Below are 16,040 nucleotides of genomic sequence, written 5' to 3' on the forward strand. Positions count from 1 at the left end.
TTGCCTGGAACCTCGCCACCATGAATACGGCGGATGCCAAGCGCATTCTCGAAACCGCCCTGATGTGTTCGTCGCAGCCGCTGACGCTGCGCGACATGCGTGTGCTCTTCGATGAAGAGGTGGGCACCGACACGCTCAAGTCGCTGCTCGCCCAGATGCAGGACGAGTGGGCGCAGCGGGGCATGGAGCTGGTGGGCGTTGCCAGCGGCTGGCGCTTCCAGAGCCGGCCCGAGATGCGCGACTTCCTCGACCGCCTCCATCCCGAGAAGCCGCCGCGCTACACCCGCGCTGCGCTCGAAACGCTGGCCATCATTGCCTATCGCCAGCCGGTCACCCGCGGCGACATGGAAGACATCCGCGGCGTCACGATCAACTCGCTGATCCTCAAGCAGCTCGAGGACCGCGGCTGGGTCGAGGTGATCGGTCACCGCGAGACCGTGGGCCGTCCGGCCCTCTACGCCACCACGCGGCAGTTCCTGGACGACCTAGGCCTTGCCTCGCTCGACCAGCTGCCGGCCATCGAGGCGCCGCACCAGCCCGGCGACATGGCCCAGGCCCTGGCGGGCCGCGGCTTGCCGCCGGAAGCCGGGCAGCCCGCCTTGCCGATGGAGACGGTGCAGGTGCCCGAGACGCAGGCGCCTTCCGCCGAGGCCGCTGCCGCAGGGTCGGCCATCATGCCCGACGCCGAGCCGACAGCGCCCGCTCCCCCGCCGCCCGCTGCGGCATCCCCCGACACGAACACTTTCCCGGAAACCCCTCATGACTGAATCCGATCCCGAACAGGGCCTGCCCGCCGGCGCTCCCGTTGCTGCCGATGCCGAGTCGGTGGCGGTGCCGCAGCTGGCCGGCGGCGAGGAGGGCGCCAGCACGCCCGCTCGCGCGCGCCGTCCGCGTGGGAAGCGCGAGCTCGCCGCCGAACCCGCCGAGACCCAGACCACGGCCCCGATGACCGCCGAGCGGGAGCCAGGCACGGCGGACGCGGCAGAGCCGGTGCCGGCCACCGCGGCCGGGTCCGCAGATGCGGCCGAGGGCGAAGGCGAGGGCGCGGGGGACGACCCCGCCAATGACGACGAGCAGGACGAGTCCTCCGAGGGTGCCCGCGAGCGTGCGCCGGCGGCGCAGCCGATCCAGTTCGCGGATGTGATCTCCGGCGACTTCGACGCGCAGGAAGAAGAAGAGGCGGCCGGCGCCGTCGCCAAGCGGGTGCTGCTGCCCCAGGCGAACGCTCCCAAGCTTCACAAGGTGCTGGCCCAGGCCGGCCTCGGCTCGAGGCTGGAGATGGAGCGGCTGATACTGGAGGGTCGCATCTCGGTCAACAACGAGCCGGCCCACATCGGCCAGCGCATCCAGTACGGCGACCAGGTCAAGGTCAACGGCAAGCCTATCCGCTACCGGATCGCGCCGCCGCCCGCCCGTGTCATCGCCTACCACAAGCCGGTGGGCGAGGTCGTCACGCACGACGATCCGCAGAACCGGCCGACGGTGTTCCGCAAGCTGCCGCGGCTGCACCAGGGCAAGTGGCAGTCCGTGGGACGGCTGGACCTGAACACCGAAGGCCTGCTGCTGTTCACCAGTTCGGGCGAGCTGGCCAACCGCCTGATGCATCCGCGCTTCGGCCTGGAGCGCGAATATGCGGTCCGCGTGCTGGGCGCGCTGTCGAACGATGAGAAGCAGAAGCTGCTCGACGGTGTTCGCCTGGACGATGGTGTCGCCCAGTTCGGCACCATCGAGGACGGCGGCGGCGAGGGCTCCAACTGCTGGTACCGCGTCACGATCTCCGAGGGCCGCAACCGCGAAGTGCGCCGGCTGTTCGAGGCCGTCGGCCATGCCGTGAGCCGGCTGATCCGCATCCGCTACGGCGCGATGGTGCTGCCGCGCGGCCTCAAGCGCGGCGCCTGGATGGAGCTGGACGAGCAGGACATCCGTGCGCTCACGCGTGCCGCCGGCGCCGAGATGGCGCGGCCGCAGGCCGACGACCGGCGGGGCGGAGGACCGGGACGCAATGGCGGCGGCAAGCGCAATGGCGTCAGCCGCAACGGTGGCCCGCGCGGCCCGGCTCCGTCGTCCTTCGGCAAGGAAGGCAACGGACCCGGCAAGGGCAACAAGGGCGGGCAGGGCGGCGGCCGCAAGGACGGCGGTGGCAAGAATGCCGGTGGCAGCCAGCCCGATCCGATGAAGACCTCGCTCGGCTACATCGGCGCCGACAGCTTCACCCGCCAGCGCAAGGATGCGCGGCGCGGCAATGGCGGGCCGAGCGGTGGTGGCGGCGGCGGCTTTGGCCGCAAGCGGGGCCGCTGACGCATCGCGGGCCGGCGCAGGCGCCTTCCAGGTGCCGCGCCGCCCTCTTTTCACATGGCTGTCGCCCGGCTTTGTTGAAGTAATACCTTCGAACACTGCGTGGCAACCCTGACGCGCGGATAAAATCGAGAGCTTTGCCGAGAGACGCCCATCGTGGCCGGGAGTGTGGTCTCCCGTTCCGCACTGCGCGGGAACCTCTGGCAAACGTGTTTCCTCCATTCAACCTCAGAGAAAAAAGCCCATGGCCATCGAACGCACCCTGTCCATCATCAAGCCCGACGCCGTCGCCAAGAACGTGATCGGCAAGATCGTCTCCCGATTCGAGGCCGCCGGCCTGAAGATCGCCGCCGCCAAGCTGGTGCACCTGTCGCGCGCCGAAGCCGAGCAGTTCTACGGCGTGCACAAGGAGCGTCCCTTCTTCAAGGACCTGGTCGACTTCATGATCTCCGGCCCGGTGTTCGTGCAAGTCCTGGAAGGCGAGGACGCCATCGCCAAGAACCGCGACCTGATGGGCGCCACCGACCCCAAGAAGGCCGCTGCCGGCACCATCCGCGCCGACTTCGCCGAAAGCATCGACGCCAATGCCGTGCACGGCTCCGACGCCCCCGAGACGGCGGCCAACGAAGTCGCCTTCTTCTTCCCCTCGATGAACGTCTACAGTCGCTGAGGCTGAGACAGCCCGGGCCCGCGCCATGACCGCCACCAACCTGCTCGATCTCGATCTGGAAGGGCTGGCCGCGTTCTGCGAGAGCCTGGGCGAAAAGCGTTTTCGCGCCACGCAACTGTTCCGCTGGATCCACCAGCGTGGCGCCAGCGACTTCGAGCAGATGAGCGATCTGGCGAAGTCGCTGCGCGGCAAACTGGCCGGGTGCGCCACGGTCACCGGCCTGCCGGTGCTGGCGCAGAACGAGTCGTCGGACGGCACCATCAAATGGCTGTTCGACGTCGGCAACGGCGATGCCGTCGAGGCGGTGTTCATTCCTGAAGACGACCGCGGCACGCTGTGCGTGTCCTCGCAAGCGGGTTGCGCCGTGGGCTGCCGCTTCTGTTCCACGGGTCATCAGGGTTTCAGCCGCAACCTGAGCACCGGCGAGATCGTCGCCCAGCTCTGGTTTGCCGAACATTTCCTGCGCCGCCATCTGGGGCGCGATGAGCGCGTCATCTCCAACGTGGTGATGATGGGCATGGGCGAGCCGCTGCAGAACTACGGCGCGCTGGTGCCGGCGCTGCGGACCATGCTGGACGACAACGCCTACGGCCTTTCCCGGCGGCGTGTGACGGTGTCCACGTCGGGTGTGGTGCCCATGATGGATCGCCTGGGTGCCGACTGCCCCGTGGCCCTGGCGGTGTCGCTGCATGCGCCCAACGATGCCTTGCGCGACGACCTGGTGCCGCTGAACCGCAAGTACCCGCTGGCCGAGCTCATGAGCGCCTGCAAGCGCTACCTGGAGCCCGCCCCGCGCGACTTCATCACCTTTGAATACTGCATGCTGGATGGCGTCAACGACCAGCCCGAGCATGCCCGTCAGTTGATCGAGCAGGTGCGCACGAGTGGCGTCTCCTGCAAGTTCAACCTGATCCCCTTCAATCCCTTCCCGGCTTCCGGCCTGCTGCGCTCGCCCGCGCCTCGCGTGCAGGCCTTTGCGCGCCTTCTGGCCGACGCGGGCATCGTCACCACGGTGCGCAAGACGCGGGGCGACGACATCGACGCCGCCTGCGGCCAGTTGGCCGGTGACGTCAAGGATCGCACCCGGGCCGCCGAGCGCATGGCCGAGCGGCGCGTTGTGATGATGCGCAAGGCCGAGTCGTCTCCGCCGGACCGGCAGCCCGTTGGAGAAGCCGCACGATGATCCTACGCTGGCCGCGCTTCCATTCCGCCCAGGGGCGTCTTCCGGCGCTCGTGCCGGTGCTCTGCATGGCGGCACTGGTTTCGGCGTGCAAGAGTACGGCGCCGGCGGTGGTGACGCCGCCGCCGCCCGCGGGCAACGCGCCGCTGCAGGTGGAGCCGGTCGATCCGGCCGTGCAGGCCAAGCGCAGGGCGCAATTGCGTCTGCAACTGGCCCTGGGCTACTTCGAGCAGGGCCAGAACCAGGTCGCGCTCGAAGAGATCGGCAATGCTCTTGCGGCCGATCCGTCTCTGGGGGCGGCGTACAACCTGCGCGGTCTGGTCTACATGCGCCTGGACGATCCGGCGCAGGCCGAGGACAGCTTCCGTCGGGCGGTGGCGCTCAACCCGCGTGACGGCGACGCGCTGCACAACTACGGCTGGCTGATGTGCCAGCAGAAGCGCTATGCCGATGCCGTCCAGCGTTTTGGCGCCGCCCTGGCCGTGCCGGGCTACCGCGATGCAGCGCGCACCTGGATGACCCAGGGCGTGTGCCAGATGCAGGCCGGCGACAGCGCAGGGGCGCAGCGCTCGCTGATGCAGGCCTACGAGCTCGACAGTGCCAACCCGGTCGTCGGCTACAACCTGGCGCTGTTGCTTTACCAGCGCCGCGACGATGTGCGCGCCCAGTTCTACATCCGGCGCGTGAACAACGGCCCGTCCGCGAACGCAGAGTCGCTCTGGCTCGGCATGCGCATCGAGCGCCGGCTCGGCAATGCGGAGGCGGTCTCCCAACTGGGAATGCAACTGCGCCGCCGGTTCCCGGAGGCGCGCGAGACGCTGGCCTATGAGCGTGGAAATTTCAATGACTGATCAGGCGAGCGACGCGGCCGTCCAGGGCGGCGCCCCGGCATCCAATCCTGCCCAGCCGACTGCAGGGCAATTGCTGCGGGAGGCGCGCGAGATGCACGGCCTCCATCTCGAGGTTGTCGCCGCGGCGCTGAAGGTGCCCGTCCAGAAGCTCGCCGCGCTGGAGGCCGACGACCTGGCGCTCCTGCCCGATCCCGTGTTCGCGCGCGCGCTGGCGGCCAGCGTCTGCCGCGCCTTGCGCGTCGATCCTGCACCGGTGCTGGCGCGGCTGCCGGGTGCGCCCCGCGCCTCGCTGGCCGAATCCGACCGTGCCGTCGGCGGCGCCATCAAGTCCACCTCGCATCGCAATGCGGGGCTCGGGCGGACGACGCAGGGCCTGTCGCGTCCGCTGATCGCCGTGGTGGCGCTCCTCCTGGGTGCGGCGGCCTTGCTGTTCTGGGTGCCGCAGAGCGCCATCGACAAGGTGACGGCAGCCCTGGCCCCGCAGGGCGGGCGCTCGCCATCCGCGCAGGGCGAATCCACCACCACGACCGACGCACCGGCCGGCGGGACGTCCGAGGTTGCGGCCACTGGGCAAGCCGCGCCGGCGGCGCCTTTGCCGGCGACCGCAGCGTCGCAGCCGGCGGTCGCCGAAGCGCCGGCCGCCACTCCTGCTCCAGCGGCCGCGCCCGCGTCGTCGGAGGCGATCCAGATCACCGCCAAGGGCGAAGCCTGGGTTTCGGTGTCCGAGGCCGGCGGTCGCCTGCTGCAGCAGCGTACGCTGGCCAATGGCGAGACGCTGGCGCTGTCCGGCAAGCTGCCGCTGGCAGTGATCATCGGCCGCGCGTCCGCGGTGGACGTGCTGGTGCACGGCAAGCCTTTCGATCTGACGCCCATCGCCCGGGGCGGTGGCGTCGCCCGCTTCGAAGTCAAGGCGGAGGCGCCGTGAACCGGGGCCTGCGCCGTTCGCGCGCCAGCTTCCGGGCTGCCTTCGCGCAGGAGTCCGCACGATGAGCTTCGACCGCATCCTCGACCCCGCTGCCCTGCCCATCTCGGCGGCGGCGCCGGCTGGACGCCGTTCGCGCCAAGCGCGGGTGGTGTGGGGCCCGCGCGTGGTCACGGTGGGCGGGGACGCACCCGTACGCGTGCAGTCCATGACCAACACCGACACGGTGGACGCCATCGGCACCGCCATCCAGGTCAAGGAGCTGGCGCAGGCCGGCTCCGAGATGGTCCGCATCACCGTCAACACGCCCGAGGCGGCGGCCCAGGTGCCCTACATCCGCGAGCAGCTCGACCGCATGGGCGTGGACGTGCCGCTGGTGGGCGACTTCCACTACAACGGCCACCGGCTGCTGACCGAATTTCCAGCCTGTGCCGAGGCGCTGTCCAAGTACCGCATCAACCCCGGCAACGTCGGCAAGGGCGACAAGAAGGACCGCCAGTTCGGCCAGATGATCGAAGCCGCCATGCGCTGGAACAAGGTGGTGCGCATCGGCGTCAACTGGGGCAGCCTGGACCAGGAACTGCTGGCCGGCCTGATGGACGCCAACAGCCGCCGCGCCCAGCCCTGGGACGCCAAGGCCGTTATGTACGAGGCGCTGGTCAGCTCGGCCATCGACTCGGCGCGGCTGGCCGAATCGATGGGCATGAGCGGCGACCAGATCATCCTCAGCTGCAAGGTGAGTGGCGTACAGGACCTGATCTCCGTCTACCGCGAACTGGCCCGCCGCTGCGATTACGCCCTGCACCTGGGCCTGACCGAGGCCGGCATGGCCACCAAGGGCACGGTGGCCTCGGCCACGGCGCTGTCGATCCTGCTGCAGGAAGGCATCGGCGACACCATCCGCGTGAGCCTGACGCCTCAGCCGGGCGAGGCGCGCACGCAGGAGGTGGTGATTGCCGCCGAGATCCTGCAAGCGTTGGGCCTGCGCGTGTTCGTGCCCAGCGTCACTGCCTGCCCCGGCTGTGGCCGTACCACCAGCACCACCTTCCAGGAACTGGCCAAGCAGATCGACGACTACCTGCGCATGCAGATGCCCGTCTGGCGCAACCGCTATCCAGGCGTCGAGGCGCTGAAGGTGGCCGTCATGGGCTGCATCGTCAACGGCCCGGGCGAAAGCAAGCACGCCGACATCGGCATCAGCCTGCCCGGCACCGGGGAGGCGCCGGCTGCGCCCGTCTTCATCGACGGCGAGAAGGTGCTGACCCTGCGCGGCGACAACATCGCCGCCGAATTCCACCAGATCGTCGAAAACTACATCGAGAAGCGCTTCGGCCAGGCCACCGCCACCGCTAGCGCCTGATCGAACCCGTCACCCATGGCTGAAAAGATCAGTGCCGTCAAAGGCATGAACGACATCCTGCCGCCGGAATCGGCGCGCTGGGAATGGCTCGAAGGCATCGTGCGCGAACAGATGGCGCGCCATGCCTACCGCAACATCCGCACCCCGATCCTGGAGCACACGGCCCTGTTCGTGCGCGGCATCGGCGAGGTGACCGACATCGTCGAGAAGGAGATGTACTCCTTCGAGGACCGCCTCAACGGCGAGCACCTGACCCTGCGCCCGGAGAACACCGCCAGCGTGGTGCGGGCGGTGACCGAGCATTCCTTTCTCTACGACGGGCCCAAGCGGCTCTGGTACACGGGCCCCATGTTCCGCCACGAGCGGCCGCAGCGCGGTCGCTACCGGCAGTTCCACCAGATCGGCGCCGAGGCCCTGGGCTTTGCCGGCCCGGACGTCGATGCCGAACTGATCCTGCTGGCCGCTTCGCTGTGGAAGGCGCTGGGCCTGACCGACGTGCGGCTGGAGATCAACAGCCTGGGCCAGCCGGCCGAGCGCGCCGCGCACCGTGCCGAGCTCATCGCCCACTTCGAGCAGCATGCCGACAAGCTGGACGAGGACGGCAAGCGCCGCCTGCACAGCAACCCGCTGCGCATCCTGGACACCAAGAACCCGGCGATGAAGGAGGTGGTCGAGGCCGCTCCGAAGCTGCTCGACTTCCTGGGCGAGGCCTCGCTGGCGCACTTCGATGGCCTGCGCGCCATCCTCGATGCCAACGGCATCGCCTACACCATCAACCCGCGGCTGGTGCGCGGCCTGGACTACTACAACCTGTCGGTCTTCGAATTCGTGACCGACCGCCTGGGTGCGCAGGGCACGGTGTGTGCCGGTGGCCGCTACGACGACCTGATCGCGCAGATCGGCGGGAAGCCCGCGCCGGCTGTGGGCTGGGCGATGGGCGTGGAGCGCGTGCTGGCGCTGCTGGAAGAGCAGGGCGCCGCTTTTCCAGCACCGGCCGCGGACGTGTTCGCCGTGGTGCCCGACGCCGCGGCCATGCCGGTCGTGTTGCGCACCTTGACCCAGTTGCGGGCGCAGGGCGTGCAGGTGCAGATGCATGCGGCCGGGCCCGATGGTCAGGGCAGCTTCAAGTCCCAGTTCAAGCGGGCCGATGCCAGCGGCGCGCGGTTTGCGCTCATCTTCGGCGCCGATGAACTGGCCCGTGGCGAGGTCACCGTGAAATCCTTGCGCGATGGCACGGGCGCCCAGATCGCGCGTCCGCTCGACGACGTGGCCGCCTGGGCCCCCAGCCTACAATCCGGCGCTTCCCAAGACTGACCCTCCGTATGGCGACCCATCTCGATCTCGAAGAGCAGGAACAGCTCGACCGCCTCAAGCATTTCTGGAACCTCTACGGCAATCTGATCACCGGTGTCGTGATCCTGGCCGCGGTGGCAGTGCTGGGCTGGAACGGCTGGCAGTACTGGCAGCAGCGCCAGTCCACGCAGGCCGCCGCGCTCTATGACGAGCTTGATCGTGCGGTGCAGGCCGGCGACCCGGCCAAGGTCCAGCGGGCTTTCGACGACATGACCAGCCGTTTCGGCGGCACCGTCTATGCCCAGCAGGCGGGCCTGCTGGCCAGCAAGACGCTGGCCGACAAGGGCCAGGCCGATGGCAGCCGCGCGGCGCTGATCTGGGTGGCGGACAAGGGCAGCGATCCCGGCTATCGCGCTGTCGCGCGCCTGCGCCTGGCTGCGGCGTTGATGGAGACCAAGGCCTACGACGAGGCCCTCAAGCAGCTCGACGGCAGCTTCCCCGAGGAATTCGGGGGCCTGGTGGCCGACCGCCGTGGCGATGTGCTGCTGGCGCAGGGCAAGCGCAGCGAGGCGCAGGCCGAATACAAGAAGGCATGGGCCGCCCTGGCCCAGGACGCGGCTTATCGCAGGCTGGTGGAGGTCAAGCTCAACGCCGTAGGCGTCGACCCGGCTTCGCTCTCCGCCAAGGCCACTTCCTGAACGGATCCGATTCATGACCCTGTCGAAGCTTTCCACGTCCACTGTCTCCGCCCTGCGGGCCACCTGTGCCGGCCTCTTCGTGGCAGCGCTGGCCGCCTGCTCTGGCGCGCCCAAGCTGAAGCCGGAGGAACTGCCGGCGAATCCGGCTACGCTCGGCGTGAGCCAGGCCTGGAGCGTCAAGATGCCGGCGGTGAGCTTTCCGCTGCGTGCGGCGGTCAGCGGCGACCGCGTGACCGTGGCAGCGTCGGACGGCACCGTGGTGGCCATCGACGCCCGTCAGGGCCGCGAGCTGTGGCGCACCCAGGTGGGCGCACCACTGTCGGCAGGCGTGGGCAGCGACGGCCAGCTCGCTGCGGTCGTGACCCGCAACAACGAACTCGTCGCGATCGAGGCGGGCAAGGTCATCTGGAAGGAGCGCCTTCCCGCCGAGACCTTCACGCCGCCGCTGGTGGCTGGCCGCCGGATCTTCGTGCAGACGGCCGATCGCACCACGGCAGCCTTCGATGGCCAGAGCGGCCGTCGGCTCTGGCAGCAGAGCCGGGCTGGCGCTGATTCCCTGGTGCTGCGCAAGCCGGGCGTGCTGCTGCCTTTCGGAGACACGCTCGTCACCGGCATCGGGGCACGGCTGGTGGGCATGAACCCGGCCAATGGCAACTCGCGCTGGGAGGTGCCCGTCGCGTCCCCGCGCGGGACCAACGATGTGGAACGGCTGGTCGACCTGACCGGCACCGTCAGCCGTGTCGGCGACAGCATCTGTGCGCGGGCCTACTACGCAGCCGTCGGCTGCGTGGATGCCCAGCGTGGCGCGCTGATGTGGACCCAGCCGGCCGTCGGCTCCGAAGGCGTCTCTGGTGACGACACCCTGGTGTACGGCGTGGAAAGCAACGGCACCGTCCAGGCCTGGCGTCGTGCCGACGGCCAGCGCGCCTGGAGCATGGAGCGCCTGCGCCTGCGCAACCTGACGGCACCGCTGGCCGTGGGTCGCACCCTGGTGATCGGCGAGGACACGGGCACCGTGCACTTTCTCTCGCGCCAGGATGGCGCCGTGCTCAACCGTCTGGTGCCCGACGGTTCTGCCGTGGCTGCCGCACCGACGGTTGCTGCCGACACGGTCGTGATCGTCACCCGCAACGGCGGCGTGTTCGGCTACCGGCCCGACTGATTCCCGCATGGCCGGCGCCTGCCGGCCGTTTTTTCAATGATCCGCTCTGAACGAAGGTTTGCATGAAGCCGGTTCTCGCGCTCGTAGGGCGCCCCAACGTCGGCAAGTCGACCCTGTTCAACCGCCTGACGGGCACGCGCGACGCCATCGTGGCCGACTTTGCCGGCCTGACCCGTGACCGGCACTACGGCAGTGGCCGGGCGGGGCCGCGCGAGTTCATCGTCATCGACACCGGCGGCTTCGAGCCCGATGCCGGCAGCGGCATCTACCAGGAGATGGCCAAGCAGACGCGGCAGGCCGTGGCCGAGGCCGATGTGATCGTCTTCGTCGTGGACGCGCGCGAGGGCCTGTCGGCCCAGGATCACGACATCGCCGGCGAACTGCGCCGGCTCGGCAAGCCCTGCGTCCTCGCTGCCAACAAGGCCGAGGGCATGAAGGACAGCGGACGCCTGGCCGAGTTCTACGAATTGGGGCTCGGAGACGTGCATGCCGTCTCGTCGGCACACGGCCAGGGCGTGCGCACGCTGGTCGATCTGGCCCTCGACATGCTGCCGCCCGTCGAGGAGGACGACGCCGATGCGCAGGACGGGGAGGGCGTGCGTCCCATCCGTCTGGCGGTGGCCGGTCGCCCCAATGTGGGCAAATCGACGCTGATCAACACCTGGCTGGGCGAAGAGCGACTGGTGGCCTTCGACATGCCGGGCACCACGCGCGACGCCATCTCGGTGCCGCTGGAGCGCAATGGGCAGCGCTTCGAGCTGATCGATACCGCCGGTCTGCGCCGCAAGGGGCGCGTGTTCGAGGCCATCGAGAAGTTCTCGGTGGTCAAGACGCTGCAGGCCATCGAGTCGGCCAACGTCGTGCTGCTGCTGATCGATGCCACGCAGGGCGTCACCGACCAGGACGCGCACATCGCCGGCTTCATCCTCGAAGCGGGACGGGCCGTCGTCATCGCCGTCAACAAGTGGGACGCCGTCGACAGCTACCAGCGCGAGCAGCTGCAGCGGCAGATCGAGAACCGGCTGCCGTTTCTCAAGTTCGCGGCACTGCATTTCATCTCGGCGAAGAAGCGGCTGGGCGTGGGGCCGGTGTGGCAGTCGATCATCCAGGCCCACCGTTCCGCCACACGCAAGATGGCGACGCCCGTGCTCACGCGCGTGCTGCTGGAGTCGGTGCAGTTCCAGGCGCCAAAGAAGAGCGGCATGTACCGGCCCAAGCTGCGCTATGCGCACCAGGGCGGCATGAATCCCCCGGTGATCGTCATCCACGGGAATTCGCTGGAACATGTGAGCGACAGCTATCGCCGATTCCTGGAGACGCGCTTCCGCAAGGAGTTCGACCTGATCGGCACGCCGCTGCGCATCGAGTTCAAGACTTCGCATAACCCCTATGCCGACAAGGACGGATCGTGATCCGTCATCATGGCGTCCCCTCCGGGCAGTAGCCGCTCTTTTTACGACGGCTTTCGCACGCGAATGCTGCAGTGCGGAAACCCTGTGTTAAGGTGCCCGGTCCAACAACTCTTCTTCTGAACACGGAGAATATCGTGAGCAACAAAGGGCAACTTCTACAAGACCCGTTCCTGAACACGCTGCGCCGCGAGCATGTTCCTGTCTCGATCTACCTGGTCAACGGCATCAAGCTGCAGGGCCAGATCGAGTCTTTCGACCAGTACGTCGTGCTGCTTCGCAACACGGTGACGCAAATGGTCTACAAGCACGCCATCTCGACCATCGTGCCCGGCCGGGCCGTCAACTTCTCGGTCACCGAGAGCGACGCCAGCGCCTGAGCGGCATGGGACGGGTTGGCAAACCGTCAACCCGTCCACCATGCATCAGACTCCCCTGCATTTGTCTGAATCCATTCCTCGCCAAGAAGGCGCGGCCGTTCTGGTCGGCGTCGACTTTGGCCTTCCCCATTTTGACGGCGAGCTCGAAGAACTCGGCCTTCTTGCCCAGACCGCCGGGCTCGACCCTGTTGCCCGCCTGAGCTGCAAGCGCAAGGCGCCCGATGCCGCACTCTTCGTCGGCAGCGGCAAGGCGGAAGAGATCCGAGAACTCACGCTGATGCACCGTGCGAGCGAGGTGATCTTCGATCAGGCCTTGTCGCCGGCGCAGCAACGCAACCTCGAACGCGAACTGGGCGTCGCCGTCTACGACCGCACCTTCCTCATCCTCGAGATCTTCGCGCAGCGTGCGCGCAGCCATGAAGGCAAGCTGCAGGTCGAGCTGGCCCGCCTGCAATACCTCAGCACGCGCCTCGTGCGGCGCTGGTCCCACCTGGAGCGCCAGACCGGCGGTGCCGGTGTGCGCGGCGGCCCGGGCGAAAAGCAGATCGAACTCGACCGCCGGATGATCGATTCGTCGATCAAGCGAACGCGCGAGCGCCTCGCCAAGGTGCAGAAGCAGCGCGGTACGCAGCGTCGTCAGCGCGAGCGGCGCGACACCTTCAACATTTCGCTGGTCGGCTACACGAACGCCGGCAAGTCCTCGTTGTTCAACGCGCTGGTCAAGGCGCGTGCCTATGCGGCCGACCAGCTCTTTGCCACGCTGGACACCACCACCCGCCACCTCTACCTCGGTGACGTCGGCCGGCGCGTGTCGATCTCCGACACGGTCGGCTTCATTCGCGAACTGCCGCACGGCCTGGTGGATGCTTTCAAGGCCACGCTGCAGGAGGCGGTGGATGCCGACTTGCTGTTGCACGTGGTGGATGCGGCCAATCCTCACCATCCAGAGCAGATCGCAGAAGTGCAGCAGGTGCTCGCCGACATCGGCGCGACCGACGTACCGCAACTGCTGGTCTTCAACAAGCTTGATGCATTGCCCCACGAGCGGCGTCCGCTCAAGCTCGCCGACGAGATGGAACTGGACGGCCAGGCCGTCCCGCGCCTCTTCGTGAGTGCCCGCACGGGCGAAGGCCTGCCCGCGCTGCGCGAGGCGCTGGCCCAGCGTGCCGAAGCGGCCGCGATCACCCCATGGTCGCAGTCCGAATTGCAGAGTGCCGACCACTGATTGGGCACAATAGCCCGCGCCAATCACACCTAATCACCGAATGAAGTCAATGCCTGTGTGGAGACGGGTTCAGGGAATGTTCAACCTGAACGATGGCCGTTGGGGTCGGGGCGACGATGCGTCGTCCTCCTCCGAGGGCGACCGCCCGTCCACGAGCCGGCCCGAGGGCGAGCCGCCCGTGCCGCCTTCCAACCCCCGTCCGAGGAATCCGGGGCCCAATCAGGGGCCGCCGGATCTCGACGAACTCTGGCGCGACTTCAATCGCAAGCTCGGCGGCCTGTTCGGTGGGCGCGGCGGCAATGGCGGGGGTCCGCGTCCGCCCAATTTCGGCGGCGGCAAGCCCGACATGAAGAATGCGGGCTTCGGCATCGGTGCCGTCATCGGCGTCGCGTTGCTGATCTGGCTGGGCACCGGCTTCTTCATCGTCAACGAAGGCCAGCAGGCGGTGATCACCCAGTTCGGCCGCTACAAGCAGACCGTCGGGGCCGGCTTCAACTGGCGCCTTCCGTATCCGATCCAGCGCCACGAGATCGTGGTGGTCACGCAGATCCGTTCGGCCGACGTCGGTCGTGACGCCATCGTGCGTTCGACCGGGTTGCGCGAGTCGGCCATGCTGACCGAGGACGAGAACATCGTCGAGATCAAGTTCGCCGTGCAGTACCGCCTGTCCGACGCACGGGCCTGGCTGTTCGAAAGCAAGAGCCCGTCCGAGACCGTGGTGCAGGTGGCCGAGACCGCCGTGCGCGAGGTCGTGGGCAAGATGAAGATGGACGCTGCCCTCGCCGAGGAGCGCGACCAGATCTCGCCGCGGGTGCGCCAGCTGATGCAGACCATCCTCGACCGCTACAAAGTGGGCGTGGAAGTCGTCGGCATCAACCTGCAGCAGGGCGGCGTGCGTCCGCCCGAGCAGGTGCAGGCAGCGTTCGACGATGTGCTCAAAGCCGGCCAGGAACGCGAGCGCGCGAAGAACGAAGCCCAGGCCTATGCCAATGACGTGGTGCCGCGTGCCGTGGGTACGGCTTCGCGCCTGAAGGAAGAAGCCGAGGCGTACAAAGCCCGTGTGGCAGCGCAGGCCCAGGGTGATGCGCAACGCTTCGGCCAGGTGCTGGCCGAATACCAGAAGGCGCCGCAGGTCACGCGTGACCGCATGTACACCGACACCATGCAGCAGATCTATGCCAACACCAGCAAGGTGCTGGTCGAAAGCCGCCAGGGCTCGAACCTGCTGTATCTGCCGCTGGACAAGTTGATGCAGCAGAGCGGATCGCAGAACACGGCCGCGCCGGCCGACGGCGCACCGCCTGCGGTGGCTGGCACCGCCGCCCCGCAATCCTCGGCCATCCCGGTCGCGCCCTCGGGCGACTCGCGCGCCCGCGACGCTCGTTCGCGCGAACGCGACGTCCGCTGAAACCGGGGAGAACAAGAACATGAACAGAATCGGATTCATCGGCGCTTCGCTGCTCATCCTGCTGGTGCTCGCCAGCTCCATGCTTTTCGTGGTCGACCAGCGCCAGTTCGGCGTCGTCTATCAGTTGGGCCAGATCAAGGAAGTCATCACCGAGCCGGGCCTCAAGTTCAAGCTGCCGCCGCCGGTGCAGAACGTGTCGTACATCGACAAGCGCCTGTTGACGCTCTCCAGCATGGACACCGAGCCCATGCTGACGGCCGAGAAGCAGCGAGTGGTGATCGACTGGTACGTGCGCTGGCGAATCGTCGACCCGTCGGCCTACATCCGCAATGTGGGGCTGGACGAGAGCGCGGGTGCCGTGCAGCTCAACCGCGTGGTGCGCAATGCCTTCCAGGAGAACATCAACAAACGTACCGTGCGCGACCTGATCTCTGCGCGTCGTGAGGACGTGATGAACGACGTCCGTCGCGAGGTGTTGAGCGTGGTGCAGGGCGGCAATGCCTGGGGCATCGACATCGTCGACGTGCGGGTGACGCGCATCGACTACGTCGAGGCGATCACCGAGTCGGTCTATCGCCGCATGGAGGCCGAACGCAAGCGCGTGGCCAACGAGCTGCGTTCGACCGGCCAGGCCGAGGGCGAAAAGATCCGCGCCGACGCTGACCGTCAGCGCGAGGTCACGGTGGCCAACGCCTACCGCGACGCCCAGAAGATCAAGGGCGAGGGCGATGCACAGGCGGCTTCCGCCTATGCCGATGCGTTCGGGCGCGATCCGCAGTTCGCGCAGTTCTACCGCAGCCTCGAAGCCTACAAGCAGAGCTTCAACAAGAAGAGCGACGTGCTGGTGGTGGATCCGGCTTCCACCGACTTCTTCCGCGCGATGCGCAGCAGCGGCAGCACGACGTCGAACCAGCGCTGATGAGCGGCGACAGCCTCTGGCAGGCGCTGGCGCTCGTGCTGGTGATCGAGGGGCTGTTTCCGCTGCTCTCGCCGGGTGGATGGCGCCGTGCGTTCAGCCAGCTGCTCCAGCTGCGCGACGGCCAGTTGCGCTTCTTCGCCCTGTGCAGCGTGGCCGTCGGCCTGCTGTTCTTCTGGCTGGCGAGGTGAACGCCTTCGTCTTGCCGAAGGCCTTCCACGTGCGTCCTTGAGGCGACGGCCCGCCGCGGCCGTCTCCGGGGCGTTGTCGA

General features: G+C 68.2%; 16 protein-coding genes. All 16 read left to right on the plus strand.

Features of this window, described 5'->3' with window-relative positions:
- Positions 1-20: 20 nt before the first annotated feature.
- The 16 genes from scpB to DFR41_RS20300 all read left to right on the plus strand — a co-directional run bounded on the left by scpB (position 21) and on the right by DFR41_RS20300 (position 15,960).
- The gene (gene scpB, locus DFR41_RS20225; RefSeq protein ID WP_114804066.1) at positions 21-767 is read left to right on the plus strand and encodes an SMC-Scp complex subunit ScpB; all 747 of its coding nucleotides are present in this window, start codon (positions 21-23) and stop codon (positions 765-767) included.
- A complete protein-coding gene (locus tag DFR41_RS20230) occupies positions 760-2,298 on the plus strand; it encodes a pseudouridine synthase (protein ID WP_114804067.1) in 1,539 nt (512 codons plus the stop codon). The genes scpB and DFR41_RS20230 overlap by 8 nt, the downstream gene beginning before the upstream one ends.
- A gap of 241 nt (positions 2,299-2,539) precedes the next feature.
- Positions 2,540-2,965 carry a nucleoside-diphosphate kinase gene (ndk, locus tag DFR41_RS20235; RefSeq protein ID WP_017759345.1) on the plus strand — a complete coding sequence of 142 codons (426 nt, stop codon included), beginning with the start codon at positions 2,540-2,542 and terminating at the stop codon, positions 2,963-2,965.
- 25 nt (positions 2,966-2,990) lie between these two features.
- Complete coding sequence (rlmN, locus tag DFR41_RS20240) at positions 2,991-4,148, plus strand: dual-specificity RNA methyltransferase RlmN (RefSeq protein WP_114804068.1); 1,158 nt, start codon at positions 2,991-2,993, stop codon at positions 4,146-4,148.
- Positions 4,145-4,996: a type IV pilus biogenesis/stability protein PilW gene (pilW, locus tag DFR41_RS20245; protein ID WP_114804069.1), complete on the plus strand. Its 852-nt coding sequence runs from the start codon at positions 4,145-4,147 to the stop codon at positions 4,994-4,996. Before rlmN ends, pilW begins: the two co-directional genes overlap by 4 nt.
- Entirely contained in the window at positions 4,971-5,921 is a 951-nt protein-coding gene (locus DFR41_RS20250; protein ID WP_170159431.1) for a helix-turn-helix domain-containing protein, read from the plus strand. The genes pilW and DFR41_RS20250 overlap by 26 nt, the downstream gene beginning before the upstream one ends.
- A gap of 61 nt (positions 5,922-5,982) precedes the next feature.
- Positions 5,983-7,278, plus strand: a complete 1,296-nt coding sequence (gene ispG / locus DFR41_RS20255) for a flavodoxin-dependent (E)-4-hydroxy-3-methylbut-2-enyl-diphosphate synthase (RefSeq protein ID WP_114804070.1) — start codon at positions 5,983-5,985, stop codon at positions 7,276-7,278.
- 15 nt (positions 7,279-7,293) lie between these two features.
- Positions 7,294-8,592, plus strand: coding sequence for a histidine--tRNA ligase (hisS, locus tag DFR41_RS20260; RefSeq protein WP_017761748.1), 1,299 nt, complete (start codon positions 7,294-7,296; stop codon positions 8,590-8,592).
- An 8-nt stretch (positions 8,593-8,600) separates the two neighbouring features.
- Positions 8,601-9,269, plus strand: coding sequence for a YfgM family protein (locus tag DFR41_RS20265; RefSeq protein ID WP_017761747.1), 669 nt, complete (start codon positions 8,601-8,603; stop codon positions 9,267-9,269).
- Positions 9,270-9,282: 13 nt separating this feature from the next.
- Entirely contained in the window at positions 9,283-10,431 is a 1,149-nt protein-coding gene (bamB, locus tag DFR41_RS20270) for an outer membrane protein assembly factor BamB (RefSeq protein WP_114804071.1), read from the plus strand.
- Between the two features lie 62 nt (positions 10,432-10,493).
- Positions 10,494-11,843 (plus strand): ribosome biogenesis GTPase Der, encoded by a 1,350-nt coding sequence (der, locus tag DFR41_RS20275; RefSeq protein ID WP_017760712.1) that lies wholly within the window; start codon positions 10,494-10,496, stop codon positions 11,841-11,843.
- A gap of 134 nt (positions 11,844-11,977) precedes the next feature.
- Positions 11,978-12,220, plus strand: coding sequence for an RNA chaperone Hfq (gene hfq, locus DFR41_RS20280; RefSeq protein WP_017760713.1), 243 nt, complete (start codon positions 11,978-11,980; stop codon positions 12,218-12,220).
- 40 nt (positions 12,221-12,260) lie between these two features.
- Positions 12,261-13,445 carry a GTPase HflX gene (hflX, locus tag DFR41_RS20285; protein WP_052383652.1) on the plus strand — a complete coding sequence of 395 codons (1,185 nt, stop codon included), beginning with the start codon at positions 12,261-12,263 and terminating at the stop codon, positions 13,443-13,445.
- Between the two features lie 76 nt (positions 13,446-13,521).
- Entirely contained in the window at positions 13,522-14,853 is a 1,332-nt protein-coding gene (gene hflK / locus DFR41_RS20290; RefSeq protein ID WP_017760715.1) for an FtsH protease activity modulator HflK, read from the plus strand.
- A gap of 19 nt (positions 14,854-14,872) precedes the next feature.
- The gene (gene hflC / locus DFR41_RS20295; protein ID WP_017760716.1) at positions 14,873-15,772 is read left to right on the plus strand and encodes a protease modulator HflC; all 900 of its coding nucleotides are present in this window, start codon (positions 14,873-14,875) and stop codon (positions 15,770-15,772) included.
- Positions 15,772-15,960, plus strand: coding sequence for a DUF2065 domain-containing protein (locus DFR41_RS20300; protein ID WP_017760717.1), 189 nt, complete (start codon positions 15,772-15,774; stop codon positions 15,958-15,960). Before hflC ends, DFR41_RS20300 begins: the two co-directional genes overlap by 1 nt.
- Positions 15,961-16,040: the final 80 nt, after the last annotated feature.

The sequence above is a fragment of the Pseudacidovorax intermedius genome, assembly GCF_003350475.1.
Lineage (GTDB): Bacteria > Pseudomonadota > Gammaproteobacteria > Burkholderiales > Burkholderiaceae_C > Xenophilus > Xenophilus intermedius.